Raw genomic sequence first — 13883 nt, forward strand, 5'->3', positions numbered from 1 at the left:
TTTCAGATTTGTCATAAATTCGGAAATTAATTGGAATATTTTGACCATTTTGATCTGTCGCATACAAGGTAATGAGATTAATACCCTTGACGGATCGGTGGTGTTTGCCTGACCAAAAATAGCTAACCAAGTCCATATGTTGACTATATGGTTTATCTAAAACAGTATCATCAATACTGACTATAAGTCTATTATTATCAATATGTTGAATTGATTCTTGATATAGGTCGTGAGGTGTGTAGTCTTCACGCTCTAGAAAGCGATTTACACTATCATGCGAGATATTATAAGTCTCGGCAAGTTGTGTGCAGCTAATAGAGTTCGGTTCTGTCATGAGAAAGCCCATATAAATGGGTAATGTACAAGTTGCTGTAGAAGCATGTTTAATTCGTCTGATCACAGATACTTTATAAAGTATTTTAATACTTTTTTGAATCCGTCAATGCGTAAGTCCTAATTACTTTTAATGCGCTGTTGGAAAACCATGAAATACCCACTGAATCAGATATAAAATCAGAAAAATTAAAATCACTAGACATAAAATTTCTAATCGTTTCATTCAATTTACTTCTTAGTCTGGTCTTCTAGCAACATATAAATTAAATCCAGCTCAGGACAGACATATCCCATTGCGGTTAAAGCCGCGGTAATTTGCCCACGATGATGAGTTGCATGATTAAACACATGCATTAGGGTTGCAGCATAGGGTAAGTGCATCGCCACATCAGTTGATGTTTTATAGTGCAGCTCTTGATGAAAAACTTTCTCATCCACTTGATTTAAAAAATAAATCCAGTTTTCAGCCTTCTTTTCAAGTTGCTCAACAAGCTGTGTTCTGTTGGTTTCCACAATACTATCTAATGGCAAAATTGGTGAGTGGTGCAAAGCAAAACGTGGAAACCACAAATGATGCTCACCGACCAACAAGTGATTCAGAGTGCCAAAAATACTTTTAAAATATAAGCCCTGATCCAAGAAAAAATCATCATCTGAAACCAATAGCAAAGTCTGATTTAGTTTTTGAGTTGCCCAAAGATTATAGCGGGCAAGTAACTCAAACGTTTTTAAATCCATTTAAAATTATCCTATTTGAGTTTTATTATGAAAATTGAATCAAAAGTTCAAACTATATTAAGATAAAAGATATATTTTTAATCATTTAAAGCGAATTTGTAGATTTAAAGACAGATACAATTTATTGTCCTTTAGAAATAATTGACCAAAATCATGCTTGGTTTTACTCGCCATCTCAAACTTTGTATTATTGTATAAATACTCTTCAAATTCATGGCGATGATACAGATGATAGCAAATGATCTCGCCATCTTCTTTAATTACTAAGGCTCTAGACTAGCAGATTTGCACTTAGTTTTACCTAATGAGGTCCCACAACTCTGTTGCTAGCTCATTAGGCTCCCTCATCCAACGCCATTCTGTTTCTTTAAGATGATAATCAAAATACTCTTNTATTTATAACTTTCAAAGCTAAAGTCGTAAATTTGCTCCTGCATTTTTTGCGTTAAGTTAAACGAAACACCCCTAAAAGATGTCTTATTAAATGCGGTGCTTTCTTCAAAAGCCGCTTCATCTTGTACACGTGTACCTGCAACTAAAACATCTTGGCTTAATGACGTGAACCATTGTCCATGTGGAGAAAAGGCGAGTTTGAGTTTTGAAATTTGTAGCTCATCTTTTATAGGGTCGTCATAAATAGAAAACTCAAAAATACGATGACTTTCATCTAACATTTCAAATGAAGTAGGCAAGTCAATACGGCTTTCTAGGGTCTGTTGAGAATTAGCCAAACAAGAATTAAAAATCTATAATTATTCAATGGATAGATACATACTGACTGATGCCCAATGGGCAAAAATGGAGCCTCACTGCCTAGGCAAAGTTACAGACCGTGGGCGTAGTGGTACAAATAATAGATTATTTCTTGAAGCCGTATTGTAGATTGCACGCACAGGTAGCCCATGGAGAGATTTACCACCTGAATTTGGTAAATGGAATACCATTTTTAAACGCTATCGAGATTGGGTAAAAGCGAGTGTATTTGAAAATATTTTTGCAGCAGTCAATGATGATACTGATATGGAATATGCCATGATTGACGGAACTATTGTAAAAGTACATCGTCATGGTCAAGGTGCAAAAGGGGGACCTATTCACAGGCAATTGGAAAATCCAGAGGTGGAATGACCACAAAAATTCTAGCTTTGACTGACAGTTTCGGGAACTTAGTTAAATTTCGCCTGATGCCTGGGCAATATCATGACCTAGCTGAAGTTAAGCCATTAATTGAAGATATGGATTTTCAAACATTATTGGCAGATAAGGCATTTGATGCGGATTGGTTGCTAAAAGAACTTAATGATCGAGGTGCAAAGGCAGTGATTCCACCAAAATCTAATCGTAAGATTCAGCGTATATTTGATCAATGCATGTATAAATGGCGACATCTCATCGAAAATTACTTTTGTAAATTGAAAGAATTCAAACGTATTGCCATGCGTAGTGACAAAACAGATTCAAGTTTTTCCGCAATGATTTTTCTTTGTGCTAGCGTCATTAACTCACGTTAATTCTCAACAGACCCTAGTACTCGGTTGCTTGTGAGTAATGATTTTAGGGGCTGTTGGAGTGCGTATAGATTTAGGCTGTTTTCATCTAATTTTCGGTACTGCAAGTTTTCAACAGCCATTGTTCCATTGGCTTTTGACACAATATTGAACTGAATTTGAGCAGTTTTGATCGCAGTATCATCTTGGTAACAAACACCATTACACAAAACGACATTAGCAATATAGGTTTTGCGTTGCTCAGGCGAATCTAAAAAGTCTTTGTATGCCAGTTTCCCTAAACAACCAGCAAAGCTTAAATCTGCATCTTTTTTAAAGTCAGTGGCATCAAGCTCGGTTTCAACGGTTGCAGCAAGTTTGGCTTGCGCAAGCATTTCTGTTCCTAATTATGATGTAGTTGGGGTAGGTGCGGTGAATGTTGAAATAGGCGAATCCACAACTGTTGGAGCTGCTTGTGTTACAGGTGAAGAAGATGAACCACCACCGCCACAGGCTGTTAGTAAAAGACAGGAGAATATACTTAAAGGTAAAATATTTTTCATAATAAAAAAATCTATACTCAGATAGATTGAACCGTCATTGGAATTGAAATACAAATTATATAAATGATAAATGCGCAAATAAAACCCTGTAAAACAGTATAGTTTTCCATTAAGTTATTAAAATACACTACTTTTCATATTTGTTAGATAAATACAGAAACGCTAACTCTTTCAGAAAGAAAACTTTATTTTTCACTTATTTTATATATACAAATGTATTTTAATTTATAAAATTATTTTATCGTTTGGTTAAAAATAAAACAACTACCGAGCCATGCAAGAATTTTTGCAACACATGGCTCGGTAGTAAATCCATAATTATGCCTCGTCAATTTCTAAAGGATTTAGACTTTGGACAGAACTTGCTTTAAATGGTGCAGCAATTTGCTTTAAATCTGAACCCGATGGGGCTTGATACACTTTTAAGCCAAACTCCGGAATAATTGCCAGCAAATGATCAAAAATATCGGATTGAATACTTTCATATTCTTTCCATGCAGTGGTTTTGGTAAAGGCATAAATTTCTAGTGGTAAACCTTCACTGCTTGGCTGTAGTTGACGAATAATCAATGACTGAGATTGATTAATGCCAGGATGCTGTTTCAGATAAAATTCAACATAGGCACGGAACGTCCCTAAATTGGTTAAACGGCGTTGGTTGTATTGTGATTGATTTGCTAACTGCTGATTAAACTGCTCAATTTCTTCATTTTTGCTATGTAAATATTGATCCAATAACAAAAACTCTTTAAGTTTGCTTTGTTCATGTTCAGTCATAAAGTGCACAGAACTTTGATCAATTAAAATGGCACGTTTAATACGTCGGGCACCAGCTTCCTGCATGCCACGCCAGTTTTTAAAGGTATCGGTAATGAGTTTATTGGTTGGAATAGTGGTCAGGGTTTTATCCCAGTTTTGCACGGTGACTGTATGTAATGACATATCAATGACATCACCATCGGCATTTAAAGAAGGCATTTCAATCCAATCACCAATCCGTACCATATCGTAGGAAGAAATTTGTACCGAAGCCACTAGAGATAAAATGGTATTTTGGAAAACCAACATCAAAACAGCAGCCATCGCACCAAAACCTGCGAGTAAGGTAAACACATCTTTTTTCAGGAAAGTACCTAAAATCATGAGGGCACAGACCACATAAATAATGAGTTTAACTAACTGCAAATAGCCCTTAATTGGCTTGTTGCGTGACTTAGGGTTGCGTTGATAGAACAGGTTAAAAATATTTAAAAATTCAGAAATTGCCAATGCAATGGTCAGGAATATAAAGGCTTGCGCACCCATTTGCACAAAGCTTTCTACTTTATCTGACAAATGCGGTACGGTGGTGATGCCGTTCATAATCACGACAGCTGGGACAATGTTGGCAATACGTCGGATGACACTATGCTGTGAAATAATTTCACTATTGGCAAAGGTCATTTTAGAAATCAGTTTGCGAATCCCGCGCACTACAATTTGCTTGGCAATAAAGTTGGCTAAAATTGCCAGTAGAATCACAATACTGAGTGAGGTCAGCATTTCTAACCAAGGGTATTGGTTATACCATTCCTGAATATTTTGAATAAAATTAAATTCTTGCAAAAGGTCCTCGCTTTAAGGTTGCTGATTTTCGTCTGCACGGCACTTAGAATTTTGGCCTGCAATTCACCTTAATTCTTCATTGATGTATGAAATTGTTAGATAGTGTATCGACTAAAGTTTAAATTTGAAGGCTGAGTAACTTTTTGCTACATTTCAATTATTTGTTTTTACTGAAAGTTTTCAATCAAGTTGCAGTCATAATAAAAAAGCCAGTACAGATACTGGCTTTGAATAGATACCTAGCATAAATATTTGCATAAATACTTGCGTGATCTACCACATTAAATCATCTGGAATCACATAGGCTGCGTATGGATCTTCTTCATCTGTCGTGGCTTCATTTTTCTCGGCATTATTGACAATAATAAAGCCTTCCATTTTGCTATTAATACGTTCAGCTAAAGCTTTAGGCAGGAACGCATAACTGTCATTTTCTTTGGCAATCACCAAACTACCTGCCACGAGTGCATTGTAAATTTGTTGATTGATATACACTTTTTTAATCTTGCCATCTAAAAACTGATAAGCCACTTCACCATCGGTATCACGAATTTTATGCTGCTGAATCATTTGCATAATTGCTGCTTTCAGTTCTTTTTCCTGTAAAGCGGCTTTCTTTTCTTGCTCAATAGCTTGGTCTTTGGCGAGTTTTTCTTGCTGTGCCTGTGCAATTTTGGCTTTCACTTCAGCATCTTTACTTTCACCTGTGCGCTGTTCGTGTAAGGTTTGTTTAGACAGTTTTTTTGCTTTTTTATTATCCACTAAACCCGCTTTGAGCAATTGTGCCTGTAGTGCATTTTTAACCATGATAATTTCCGAAACTTAATGTTGAAGATGTCGATAGCGAAAATAAATAATCCAATACACCAAACTCAAACTTAGGCTGAGTCCTGCAGGTACCAGAAAAGAATTCAGTTTAAATGTAGGATAAATGGCTGCAGCGAGTAATCCACCCACAAAGAAACCAATTAAAATCAGTAGGTGTAAAACAATACGCCTTTTTTCAACTTGTAAGCCCCGCACTCGATAACCGAGAGCTAAGCCTAAATCGGTCAATACCCCAGATAAATGTGTGGTGCGGATGATGGTGCCTTTATAGTAGCTGATCATGGCATTTTGTATGCCCATGGCAACCGATGCCCAAAGCAGGGCATAACGTGGGAAATAAGGCAATAATGCCCAGCAGATTAAAATAAAAAATGCCACCAAACTCATGGGCAAACCATAACGACGCCCTAAGCGAAAATTGCTATTTCCTAAAATGACGCCGCTATAAAATGAGCCAATCACATAGCACAAAATCACCAGAAACAAGAAAATCATGGCTTCTGGTTTCCAGTCGATTAGCGCCATCGCCAAGATACTAACGTTACCAGTCATGTGCGAAACGGACTGGTGCAATACGGTCACCAATCCGAGTACGTTAATAATTCCAGCATTGACGGCTAGAAAAAAAGCACCAAATTGCACCCAAAGGGGTAAAGTTTGAAAAGGCATAATGGATGATTGCGTAAGTTTCCTAACGCATTGTATCTTAACTCAAACCACGGTCAACCGCAGTAGTAAATAGCACATCGGTAGATGAGTTAAGTGCAGTTTCGGTTGAATCTTGCAATACGCTAATGACCATACCAATTGCAACAACTTGCATGGCAATATCTGAAGAAATACCAAATAAGCCACACGCTACAGGAATCAGCAGTAACGAGCCGCCCGCAACGCCTGAAGCACCACAGGCCGACACCGTTGCAACCACAGATAAAATCAGCATGGTGCTAAAATCGACAGAAATTCCTAAAGTATTTACCGCAGCTAAGGTCAAAACGGTAATGGTGACCGATGCGCCTGCCATGTTAATTACTGCACCTAACGGAATTGCAACACTCGCGGTTGATTCCTGTACGCCTAAACGCTTGGCTAAGTCTAAATTGACAGGGATATTGGCTGCAGAACTACGGGTAAAGAAAGCAGTAATGCCACTTTCGCGTAAGCATTGAAAAACTAAAGGATAAGGATTGCTGCGGGTCACAAATGCCACCATGATTGGGTTGATGACCAACGCGACAAAGAACATCGTACCTAACAAGACTGCCAATAATTGAGCATAACTGGCTAAGGTGCTCAAGCCTGCATCGGCAAATGTCACGGCAACCAAGCCAAAAATACCGAAAGGCGCAAAGTTAATCACCAAGCGAATAACGCGATTGACTGCATTGGCTGCATCATTCAACAATGCTTTGGTGGACTCTGTAGCATGGCGGAAGGCAATCCCTAAAGCCACAGCCCAAGCCAAAATACCAATAAAGTTGGCTTCGGCAATGGCAACTACAGGGTTAGCAACAAAACTAAGTAAAAGATTTTTCAAAATTTCAGCAAGACTGCCCGGCGGGGTTAATTCTGACTGTGTTGCAACATCTAAAAATAATGTACTTGGGAAAAGCGTACTTGCAATAACTGCACTGAGCGCAGCCAAGAACATACCAATCGCATACATCAGCATAATCGGTTTGATATAGGCATTGCTGCTTCCAATTTTAAAATTGGCAATCGATGCCATGACCAAAATAAAGACTAAAATTGGCGCAACAGACTTCAGGGCTTTAATAAATATATCACCCAAAAGGCTTAAATAGGGCGCAGATTCTGGAAATAAAATTGCAACAGCCACACCGAGTACAATTGCAATCATAATTCGGGAGACTAAACTCAAACGCAAAAAAGCTGAAAACATACGAAAACAAGGTTAAAGAAAAGCGGCTATTTTATACTGAAATATCCATGTGCTTAAAAATAATTTTTATATAAAAATTAAGTCTATATTTTTAAAAGTGATATTTATTAAACTACTTAAATTTCAGCAAGATAAAAGTACTCTTTGATCAAAAAGCATGTGTGTTGAGCATCCAGTTTTAAAGATAAAATTAAAGATCAATTTCTTGATCTTTAAGTCAGTTCAGGCGCAAGCTCTTGCATGGCTAAATAATGTGACAAATAAACTTTTCCATTTAAATGCTGCAAAAGTTTTGAGTGTTGTAATTTGTCCATTACCGGGCCTTTAATTTCTGAAAAATGCAGACAAATATTCAATTTTTTTAGTTCAAGATTTAAATCTTCCAGCATTTCGAGTGCGCTTAAATCAATACTGCTAATACTCGAACAATTCACCACTACATGCTTTAACTGAGGGTTTTGGCTGACTTGATTAATAAAAAAGCCTTTTAAAGTATTGGCATTTAAAAAGGTTAGATTTTCATCAATTCGCATGGATAGCACGTGTGGCGCGGTACGCACTTGATGCCGCTGAATATTACGAAAATGTTGTGTGCCTTCAAGTAAACCAATTACCGCAATATGTGGTCGGCTAATACGCCACAACATTAGAATAAAGGTGGACACAATCCCAATAATTAAACCTGTCGAAATATCAATGAATACAACACCAAAGAACGTCACCCACATGGCCAGACCATCGGCTTTGGAATAACGCCAAGTTTCTTTAAAAGATTGGAACTCGACCAGTTTCCAAATTGAAACAATAATGGTTGCAGCCAAAACAGCCAGTGGTAAGTCTTGGAAAAATCCCGTGAAGTATAAACTGACAATAACAATCACGATGGAGGTAAATACACCTGCCATGGGTGTTTTTGCACCTGCATCGGCATTGACCACGGTACGCGACAAACTGCCTGTGACGGGAAAAGAGGAGCTAACACCTGCGCCAAAATTGGCTAAACCGAGTGCAATCAGTTCCTGATTGCTATTTAAGTGACTACGTTGTTGTAAGGCGGTGGCTTGCGCAATAGACAGAGATTCCACAAAACTGATCATGGCAATCATGGCTGCGCCAGGAAGGAGTTGTAGAACAAGTTGTGCATTCCATTCAGGGAATTGAATAGGCGGAAATCCTGAAGGAATTTCTCCGACTGTTTTAATGCCGATTTGTTGCAAATGCAATGAATAAACCAAAGCAATTGAACCGATCACCAATACCAATGGCAAGGCTTTTAAGATAAAGCCGCTACCTCGAACACGCTCACGAATGGCATTACTGTTGATGATTTTAGGGGCATAAATTAGAAATAAAATGGCAGCAACACCCAAGAGCACGCTATAAAAATGGGTTTGTCCCACATATTTCCAAAAGCTGTATAAGAACTCAGGTAAGTTATTGGCTTTAAGGGGGATGTCTAACACAAATTTAAGCTGTCCAATCGCAATCATTAATGCAGAGGCAATAATGAAGCTTTTAATAACAGGATGGCTAATGAGTTGAATTAAAAAACCGAAACGAAAAACACCTAAAAGTAGTGAAATAATGCCGACCATCAGGGCAAGTAAACAAGCTGCTTGAATATAAGCTGCCGAGCCGACTTCAAATAAAGGATTGAGCGTCGCAAAGGTCATCATAGAAATAATGGCGACTGGGCCAATGGACAAGGTTGGGCTGCCACCAACCAAGGCGTACATGATCATGGGGATCACGCTCGCGTATAAACCCATGACAGGAGGCAAACCTGCAAGCATGGCATAGGCCATTCCTTGAGGTACCAACATGGCAATGACAATAAACGCAGACAGCAGATCAGATTTCAATGTTTCTGCATTGTATTTTCGCAGCCATTGCCAAGCAGGTAGTACACGAGCCAAACGTGAATTGAAATCTGACATACTGAAATCTAAATCATAAATTTAGATATATTATGAACAAAAAATGCTAAGAAGTCTTTGAAATAGCAGGAGAGTATTCAAGTTTTATGGTGATGCCTGATAATACAGGCATTATCATTTAGACCTGCGGGCAATAAAGTGCATAGAGGGTATTAAGTACCTGCACCATTTTTTCATCTTTAATTGAATAAAAAATTTGCTTGCCATCGCGGCGGGTATTCACCACATCACTTTTACGCAGCATCATTAATTGTTGCGATAAAGTAGGCTGATGAATTTGAGTTATTTCTTCAATTTGCGATACGTTTAATTCTTGTTGAGATAAATGACAAAGAATTAAAAGACGGTCACTATTCGCCAAAGATTTTAAAATTCCAACAACGGTATCCGCAGATTCACGCATTGATGTGATTTCAAGACCATCGTTCATTGTTTTATTCTCTTAATTTACAGCTAACCCAATATATATTAGGCGGGAGTGGAAGATAAATTATATAACATAAATCATTATTTATATATGAGAACAAGTATCATTTAAGAAAAGATATCAGCCAATCATAAATAATGGGCTGATATTCTAATCAAAAAATTGATAAAAAAGTGGCTGAGTTACAATAAAACCTATTTTTTCATTTGTTCAAAACTTTTTAATTCTTTCTCACTAAATTCACTCGATGCAGCTAACAATTCGTGAATTTCTGGGTTATACCAAGCAAAGTATTCCGACATTTTTGCACTAAAAGTATCATCTAGGCTTATCTGCGTAGCATTGTGTTGCAACAAGGCTTGCTGATCTAAACTGCTGATAAAACTTTTTAAGGTGGCACTATCAAAATAATATGCAGACTTAAATTGTGCAGAATCTGCAGCGCGTTGTAATACGGTTTTGGTCATTTTTTCCAAAACTTTCAGATTTAAAGGGATGTGTGCGCTATAACGCTGCAAAAGCCCTTGAATCAATACGAAATTATTTAAACTTGGTTTTGCCAGTTCAGCTAAGGCATAGAGTTCATGCTGTGTAGCTGGGTTCGGCTGTAATTGCAGATTTGCTTCTGTAACCCAATTTTGCTGAATAAAGTACGCCACAATTTTTTCGATTTCTTGAGAAAGTTCTTGCGCCGTCCATGCCAAGAAAAACTCTTGCTTCAAATATGGATAAATCGCCTGCAGTTTTTGCATTAAATCTGCGCATGATAATGCTAAATTTTGTTCATTAAACTGCTGCACAATTAATGCTACACACGCAGGCAAAATAAAGCAGTGCAAAATATTATTGCTAAAATAGCTCAATAAGATTTTTTGGCTTTCTGCGACTCGAATCTGTTCTACACCATCTTGGTTATAACGCTCAACTTGTTTAAGTTTTAGCGCATATTCAATAATTTCTTGTGGATTTAAACCCGTAATAATCATACGTGGGTCGTAGCACAATTGTTTGAGCAAACGTCGATATTGTTCAATTCGGGCGAGCAGCTCATCTTGTTTCAATGCATGCTGATCGGCATTTAATAAAATCAGAGAGATGAGGGCGATTGGGTTAATCACCACCGCTTTATTGATATTTTCCAAGATTGCATGCGCAGTATGATCTACCGTGTGAATCACAGAGGTCGGTAGTTCATCATTTATGTTCAGTTTTACATCGCGTGCTTGGTTGGCAGTTAAAACATCATCTAAAAATACAGGTTCGCCAAAGTTGACATAGACCTGACCAAAGACTTTTTCAATTTTACGGGCAGAGTTTAAAATACCCCATAAAGATTCGGCTTCTTTCGGTTTGCCGTTTAATTCATTTAAATAAGATGTGCCTTCAATCAGTTTTTCATAACCAAAATACGTTGGAATAAATGCAATTGGTTTGGTTGCTCCGCGTAAATGGCTTTGAATGGTCATCGACAACATGCCTTTTTTCGGCGGTAACAATAAACCTGTACGTGAGCGTCCACCTTCAATGAAGTATTCGAGTGGGGTGTTGCGTGACAATAAACTGTGTAAATATTCTTTAAATACCGAGGTGTATAATTCATTGCCGCTGAAAGTACGGCGAATAAAATACGCACCTGCACCACGCATTAATTGACCCACAATTGGTAAATTTAAATTAATACCTGCTGCAATATGCGGCACCATCAAGCCACGATTAAAAATCACATAAGACAGCAACAAATAGTCGATGTGGCTACGATGACAAGGGGTATAGACGATTTCATAGTCTTTGGCGAGTTCGCGTACCGTGTCAAAGTGATGCACTTCAATGCCATCATAGAGCTGTGTCCAAAGCTTGGTCAGTGCCAGTTCAGCAAAACGCAAAGTCGAATAAGAAAAGTCCGATACAATTTCAGTTAAATAGCTTTTAGCACGGTTTTCTGCTTCAAACATACTGACTTTTTGTTCGATACTTTCTTTACGAATAGCTTGTTGTACTGCTTCACTTTTCATCAACGCATGAATCAAATTACGGCGGTCAGATAAGTCTGGGCCTAAAATCGCTTCTTTGTGTTGATTAAAATTGTGTTCCAGATGTTGCTCAATAAAGTGCGCAGGCGATAAGTGTGGTTGTTGTTGTGTGGCTTGTTCAATAAGCTGACGTAAGGAAATTGCTTTATGAAACTCGATGTAGTTATCACGTGAATAGAGCGAAATATTAATGGTTTGTTTAAGCTTGTTTGGCGTAGACCATGCATCGGCAAATAATGCTTTAAACCAAGAGTCTTCGTATTCGGGTGAACGTCCCCAAAGTACAGTTACGGGAACTAACAACACATCATGTTCAGGATGTTGCTCTAAGGTTTCAATGAGTCGAATCAATTTAGCAGAGTAGTGATAAGCACTGTGCTGTGGGTTTTTCTCACGCAAGACCAAAATGGAATCGTCTTCCTGATGCTCGGCAATGTTTAAAGGCGCATACACAGAAGGTAAACCACGAGATTGCGTCTGCTGATCAATCAATACGGTATTGCTGAGAGAGGCATCTTGCAGCACATAACAAAATTGTGTTTTTTCAGAGCTTTGTGCAACACGATGTTCTAATTCTGCAGTCGTGCCTAATACTTGTGGCGTCACAATCTTATCTAAGATTTTTTTAGTGAAATTACGATAAAGCTGACTGTAACGTTTATTAGACATTGCATTCCCTACATTTTGTTATGTGTTGCTATTGTCAAAAAATAAATAGCGAATTTCAAACCCAAGTGCCGAGAAAATCGACAATTAAACTGAGGTCGTCATCTCTTTATTCTAATTCGCATTTTGTTGAAAGCTAATCATATTTTTGTATAAAACAATTTTCGTGAAACATCGGCAAAAATTTTATAAAAAGGTATGATAATTTAAATTTTGTTTATATAGATATAACTTAGGGAATAATCATGACCACAGATGCAGCTTTTTCAACACCAGCAAATTTAGGGATTGCCGTATATAGCAATAATGCAGAAGCGATTGGTAACACGCCATTGGTACGCATTAACCGTTTAATTTCTGGCGATGCAACGGTTTTAGCCAAAGTGGAAAGCCGTAACCCTGCATTTTCTGTGAAATGCCGTATTGGTGCTGCTTTAATTGCCGATGCTGAAAAACGTGGCGTGTTAAAAGCAGGTATGCATATTGTAGAACCGACCAGTGGTAATACAGGAATCGCTTTGGCATTTGTAGCTGCAGCAAAAGGTTATGAGATTACACTAACGATGCCTGCAAGCATGAGTATTGAGCGCCGTAAGGTGTTGAAAGCGTTGGGTGCAAATTTGGTGCTGACTGAGCCTGCAAAAGGTATGAAAGGCGCGGTGGATGAAGCAGAGCGTTTGGCAACCGAACATCCTGAAACTTATTATTTGCCGCAGCAGTTTAATAACCCTGCCAATCCGCAAATTCATGAAGAAACCACAGGCCCAGAAATTTGGGCAGCAACAGGCGGCAAGGTCGATATTCTTGTTGCAGGTGTAGGTACAGGCGGTACGATTTCTGGTATTTCGCGTTATTTCAAAAAGGTAAAAGGTCAGGCATTGCATACTGTTGCAGTCGAGCCTGCTGAATCTCCAATTATCGCTCAGGCCAAGCGTGGTGAAGCCATCACGCCTGCACCACATAAAATTCAGGGGATTGGCGCTAACTTTATTCCAAAAAACCTAGATTTAGATTTGGTGGATGAAGTGATTGCGATTGAAAGTGCTGAAGCAATTGACTGGGCGCGTAAAACAGCAACCCAAGAAGGTATTTTAGTCGGTATTTCAAGTGGTGCAGCAATGGCTGCTGCTGCAAAATTGGCGGCACGTCCTGAAAATGCAGGTAAAAATATTGTGGTGATTTTACCTGACAGTGGTGAGCGTTATTTATCTTCAGTATTATTTGAAGATATTAGTGCAGAATGATGTGTCTTTAGACAGTCAAAAGAATTTGAAAAATCCCAAAGTTTGAACTTTGGGATTTTTTATTTAGAGAATAAATTTATGAGGTGAGTTAATACGTTCTGAAAAGCAAATTTCTTTCT

Annotated in this window: 12 protein-coding genes and 2 pseudogenes; 2 read left to right on the forward strand and 12 right to left on the reverse strand. The window is 38.1% G+C overall.

Annotated elements, in window-relative coordinates; translation table 11 throughout:
• The 4 genes and pseudogenes from AC07E5_RS02915 to AC07E5_RS02930 all read right to left on the reverse strand — a co-directional run.
• Positions 1-400: transposase (locus AC07E5_RS02915; protein ID WP_498624565.1), on the reverse strand; the 400-nt coding region annotated here is incomplete at its 3' end.
• 164 nt (positions 401-564) lie between these two features.
• The gene (locus tag AC07E5_RS02920) at positions 565-1074 is read right to left on the reverse strand and encodes a DinB family protein (protein ID WP_179989139.1); all 510 of its coding nucleotides are present in this window, start codon (positions 1072-1074) and stop codon (positions 565-567) included.
• An 81-nt stretch (positions 1075-1155) separates the two neighbouring features.
• The gene (locus AC07E5_RS02925; protein WP_498624589.1) at positions 1156-1335 is read right to left on the reverse strand and encodes an HpaII family restriction endonuclease; all 180 of its coding nucleotides are present in this window, start codon (positions 1333-1335) and stop codon (positions 1156-1158) included.
• A gap of 36 nt (positions 1336-1371) precedes the next feature.
• Positions 1372-1464: pseudogene (locus AC07E5_RS02930) on the reverse strand (IS1595 family transposase); the annotation flags it as partial.
• 369 nt (positions 1465-1833) lie between these two features.
• On the opposite strand from AC07E5_RS02930, the pseudogene AC07E5_RS02935 reads away from it, so the two are divergent.
• Positions 1834-2585 (forward strand): annotated as a pseudogene (locus AC07E5_RS02935) (IS5 family transposase).
• Here the strand turns inward: AC07E5_RS02935 and AC07E5_RS02940 are convergent.
• The 8 genes from AC07E5_RS02940 to plsB all read right to left on the reverse strand — a co-directional run bounded on the left by AC07E5_RS02940 (position 2582) and on the right by plsB (position 12523).
• Positions 2582-2956: a hypothetical protein gene (locus AC07E5_RS02940; protein WP_498624566.1), complete on the reverse strand. Its 375-nt coding sequence runs from the start codon at positions 2954-2956 to the stop codon at positions 2582-2584. The pseudogene AC07E5_RS02935 and the gene AC07E5_RS02940 sit on opposite strands and share 4 nt — an antisense overlap.
• A gap of 486 nt (positions 2957-3442) precedes the next feature.
• A complete protein-coding gene (locus tag AC07E5_RS02945; protein ID WP_096901601.1) occupies positions 3443-4729 on the reverse strand; it encodes a mechanosensitive ion channel family protein in 1287 nt (428 codons plus the stop codon).
• A 273-nt stretch (positions 4730-5002) separates the two neighbouring features.
• Positions 5003-5536, reverse strand: a complete 534-nt coding sequence (locus AC07E5_RS02950) for a DUF2058 domain-containing protein (protein WP_004973493.1) — start codon at positions 5534-5536, stop codon at positions 5003-5005.
• Between the two features lie 15 nt (positions 5537-5551).
• Positions 5552-6226: a YoaK family protein gene (locus AC07E5_RS02955; RefSeq protein ID WP_131261946.1), complete on the reverse strand. Its 675-nt coding sequence runs from the start codon at positions 6224-6226 to the stop codon at positions 5552-5554.
• Between the two features lie 37 nt (positions 6227-6263).
• The gene (gene sstT / locus AC07E5_RS02960; RefSeq protein WP_179994194.1) at positions 6264-7460 is read right to left on the reverse strand and encodes a serine/threonine transporter SstT; all 1197 of its coding nucleotides are present in this window, start codon (positions 7458-7460) and stop codon (positions 6264-6266) included.
• A gap of 212 nt (positions 7461-7672) precedes the next feature.
• Positions 7673-9397: a SulP family inorganic anion transporter gene (locus tag AC07E5_RS02965; protein ID WP_498624567.1), complete on the reverse strand. Its 1725-nt coding sequence runs from the start codon at positions 9395-9397 to the stop codon at positions 7673-7675.
• A 118-nt stretch (positions 9398-9515) separates the two neighbouring features.
• Positions 9516-9827, reverse strand: a complete 312-nt coding sequence (locus AC07E5_RS02970) for an ArsR/SmtB family transcription factor (RefSeq protein WP_004973501.1) — start codon at positions 9825-9827, stop codon at positions 9516-9518.
• A gap of 191 nt (positions 9828-10018) precedes the next feature.
• Positions 10019-12523 carry a glycerol-3-phosphate 1-O-acyltransferase PlsB gene (plsB, locus tag AC07E5_RS02975; protein ID WP_498624568.1) on the reverse strand — a complete coding sequence of 835 codons (2505 nt, stop codon included), beginning with the start codon at positions 12521-12523 and terminating at the stop codon, positions 10019-10021.
• Positions 12524-12765: 242 nt separating this feature from the next.
• Here plsB and cysK point away from each other — a divergent pair, with 242 nt between their 5' ends.
• On the forward strand, positions 12766-13764 hold the full coding sequence (gene cysK, locus AC07E5_RS02980) for a cysteine synthase A (protein WP_004973505.1): 999 nt from the start codon (positions 12766-12768) through the stop codon (positions 13762-13764).
• Positions 13765-13883 lie beyond the last annotated feature (119 nt).

Source organism: Acinetobacter seohaensis (assembly GCF_056431365.1).

What these genes read in the sequence shown, in the direction of transcription:
- AC07E5_RS02950 (WP_004973493.1), bottom strand. Translation starts at nt 5,536, where the DNA reads ATGGTTAAAAATGCACTACAGGCACAATTGCTCAAAGCGGGTTTAGTG.
- AC07E5_RS02955 (WP_131261946.1), bottom strand. Translation starts at nt 6,226, where the DNA reads ATGCCTTTTCAAACTTTACCCCTTTGGGTGCAATTTGGTGCTTTTTTT.
- sstT (WP_179994194.1), bottom strand. Translation starts at nt 7,460, where the DNA reads ATGTTTTCAGCTTTTTTGCGTTTGAGTTTAGTCTCCCGAATTATGATT.
- cysK (WP_004973505.1), top strand. Translation starts at nt 12,766, where the DNA reads ATGACCACAGATGCAGCTTTTTCAACACCAGCAAATTTAGGGATTGCC.
- AC07E5_RS02940 (WP_498624566.1), bottom strand. Translation starts at nt 2,956, where the DNA reads ATGCTTGCGCAAGCCAAACTTGCTGCAACCGTTGAAACCGAGCTTGAT.
- AC07E5_RS02970 (WP_004973501.1), bottom strand. Translation starts at nt 9,827, where the DNA reads ATGAACGATGGTCTTGAAATCACATCAATGCGTGAATCTGCGGATACC.
- plsB (WP_498624568.1), bottom strand. Translation starts at nt 12,523, where the DNA reads ATGTCTAATAAACGTTACAGTCAGCTTTATCGTAATTTCACTAAAAAA.
- AC07E5_RS02920 (WP_179989139.1), bottom strand. Translation starts at nt 1,074, where the DNA reads ATGGATTTAAAAACGTTTGAGTTACTTGCCCGCTATAATCTTTGGGCA.
- AC07E5_RS02965 (WP_498624567.1), bottom strand. Translation starts at nt 9,397, where the DNA reads ATGTCAGATTTCAATTCACGTTTGGCTCGTGTACTACCTGCTTGGCAA.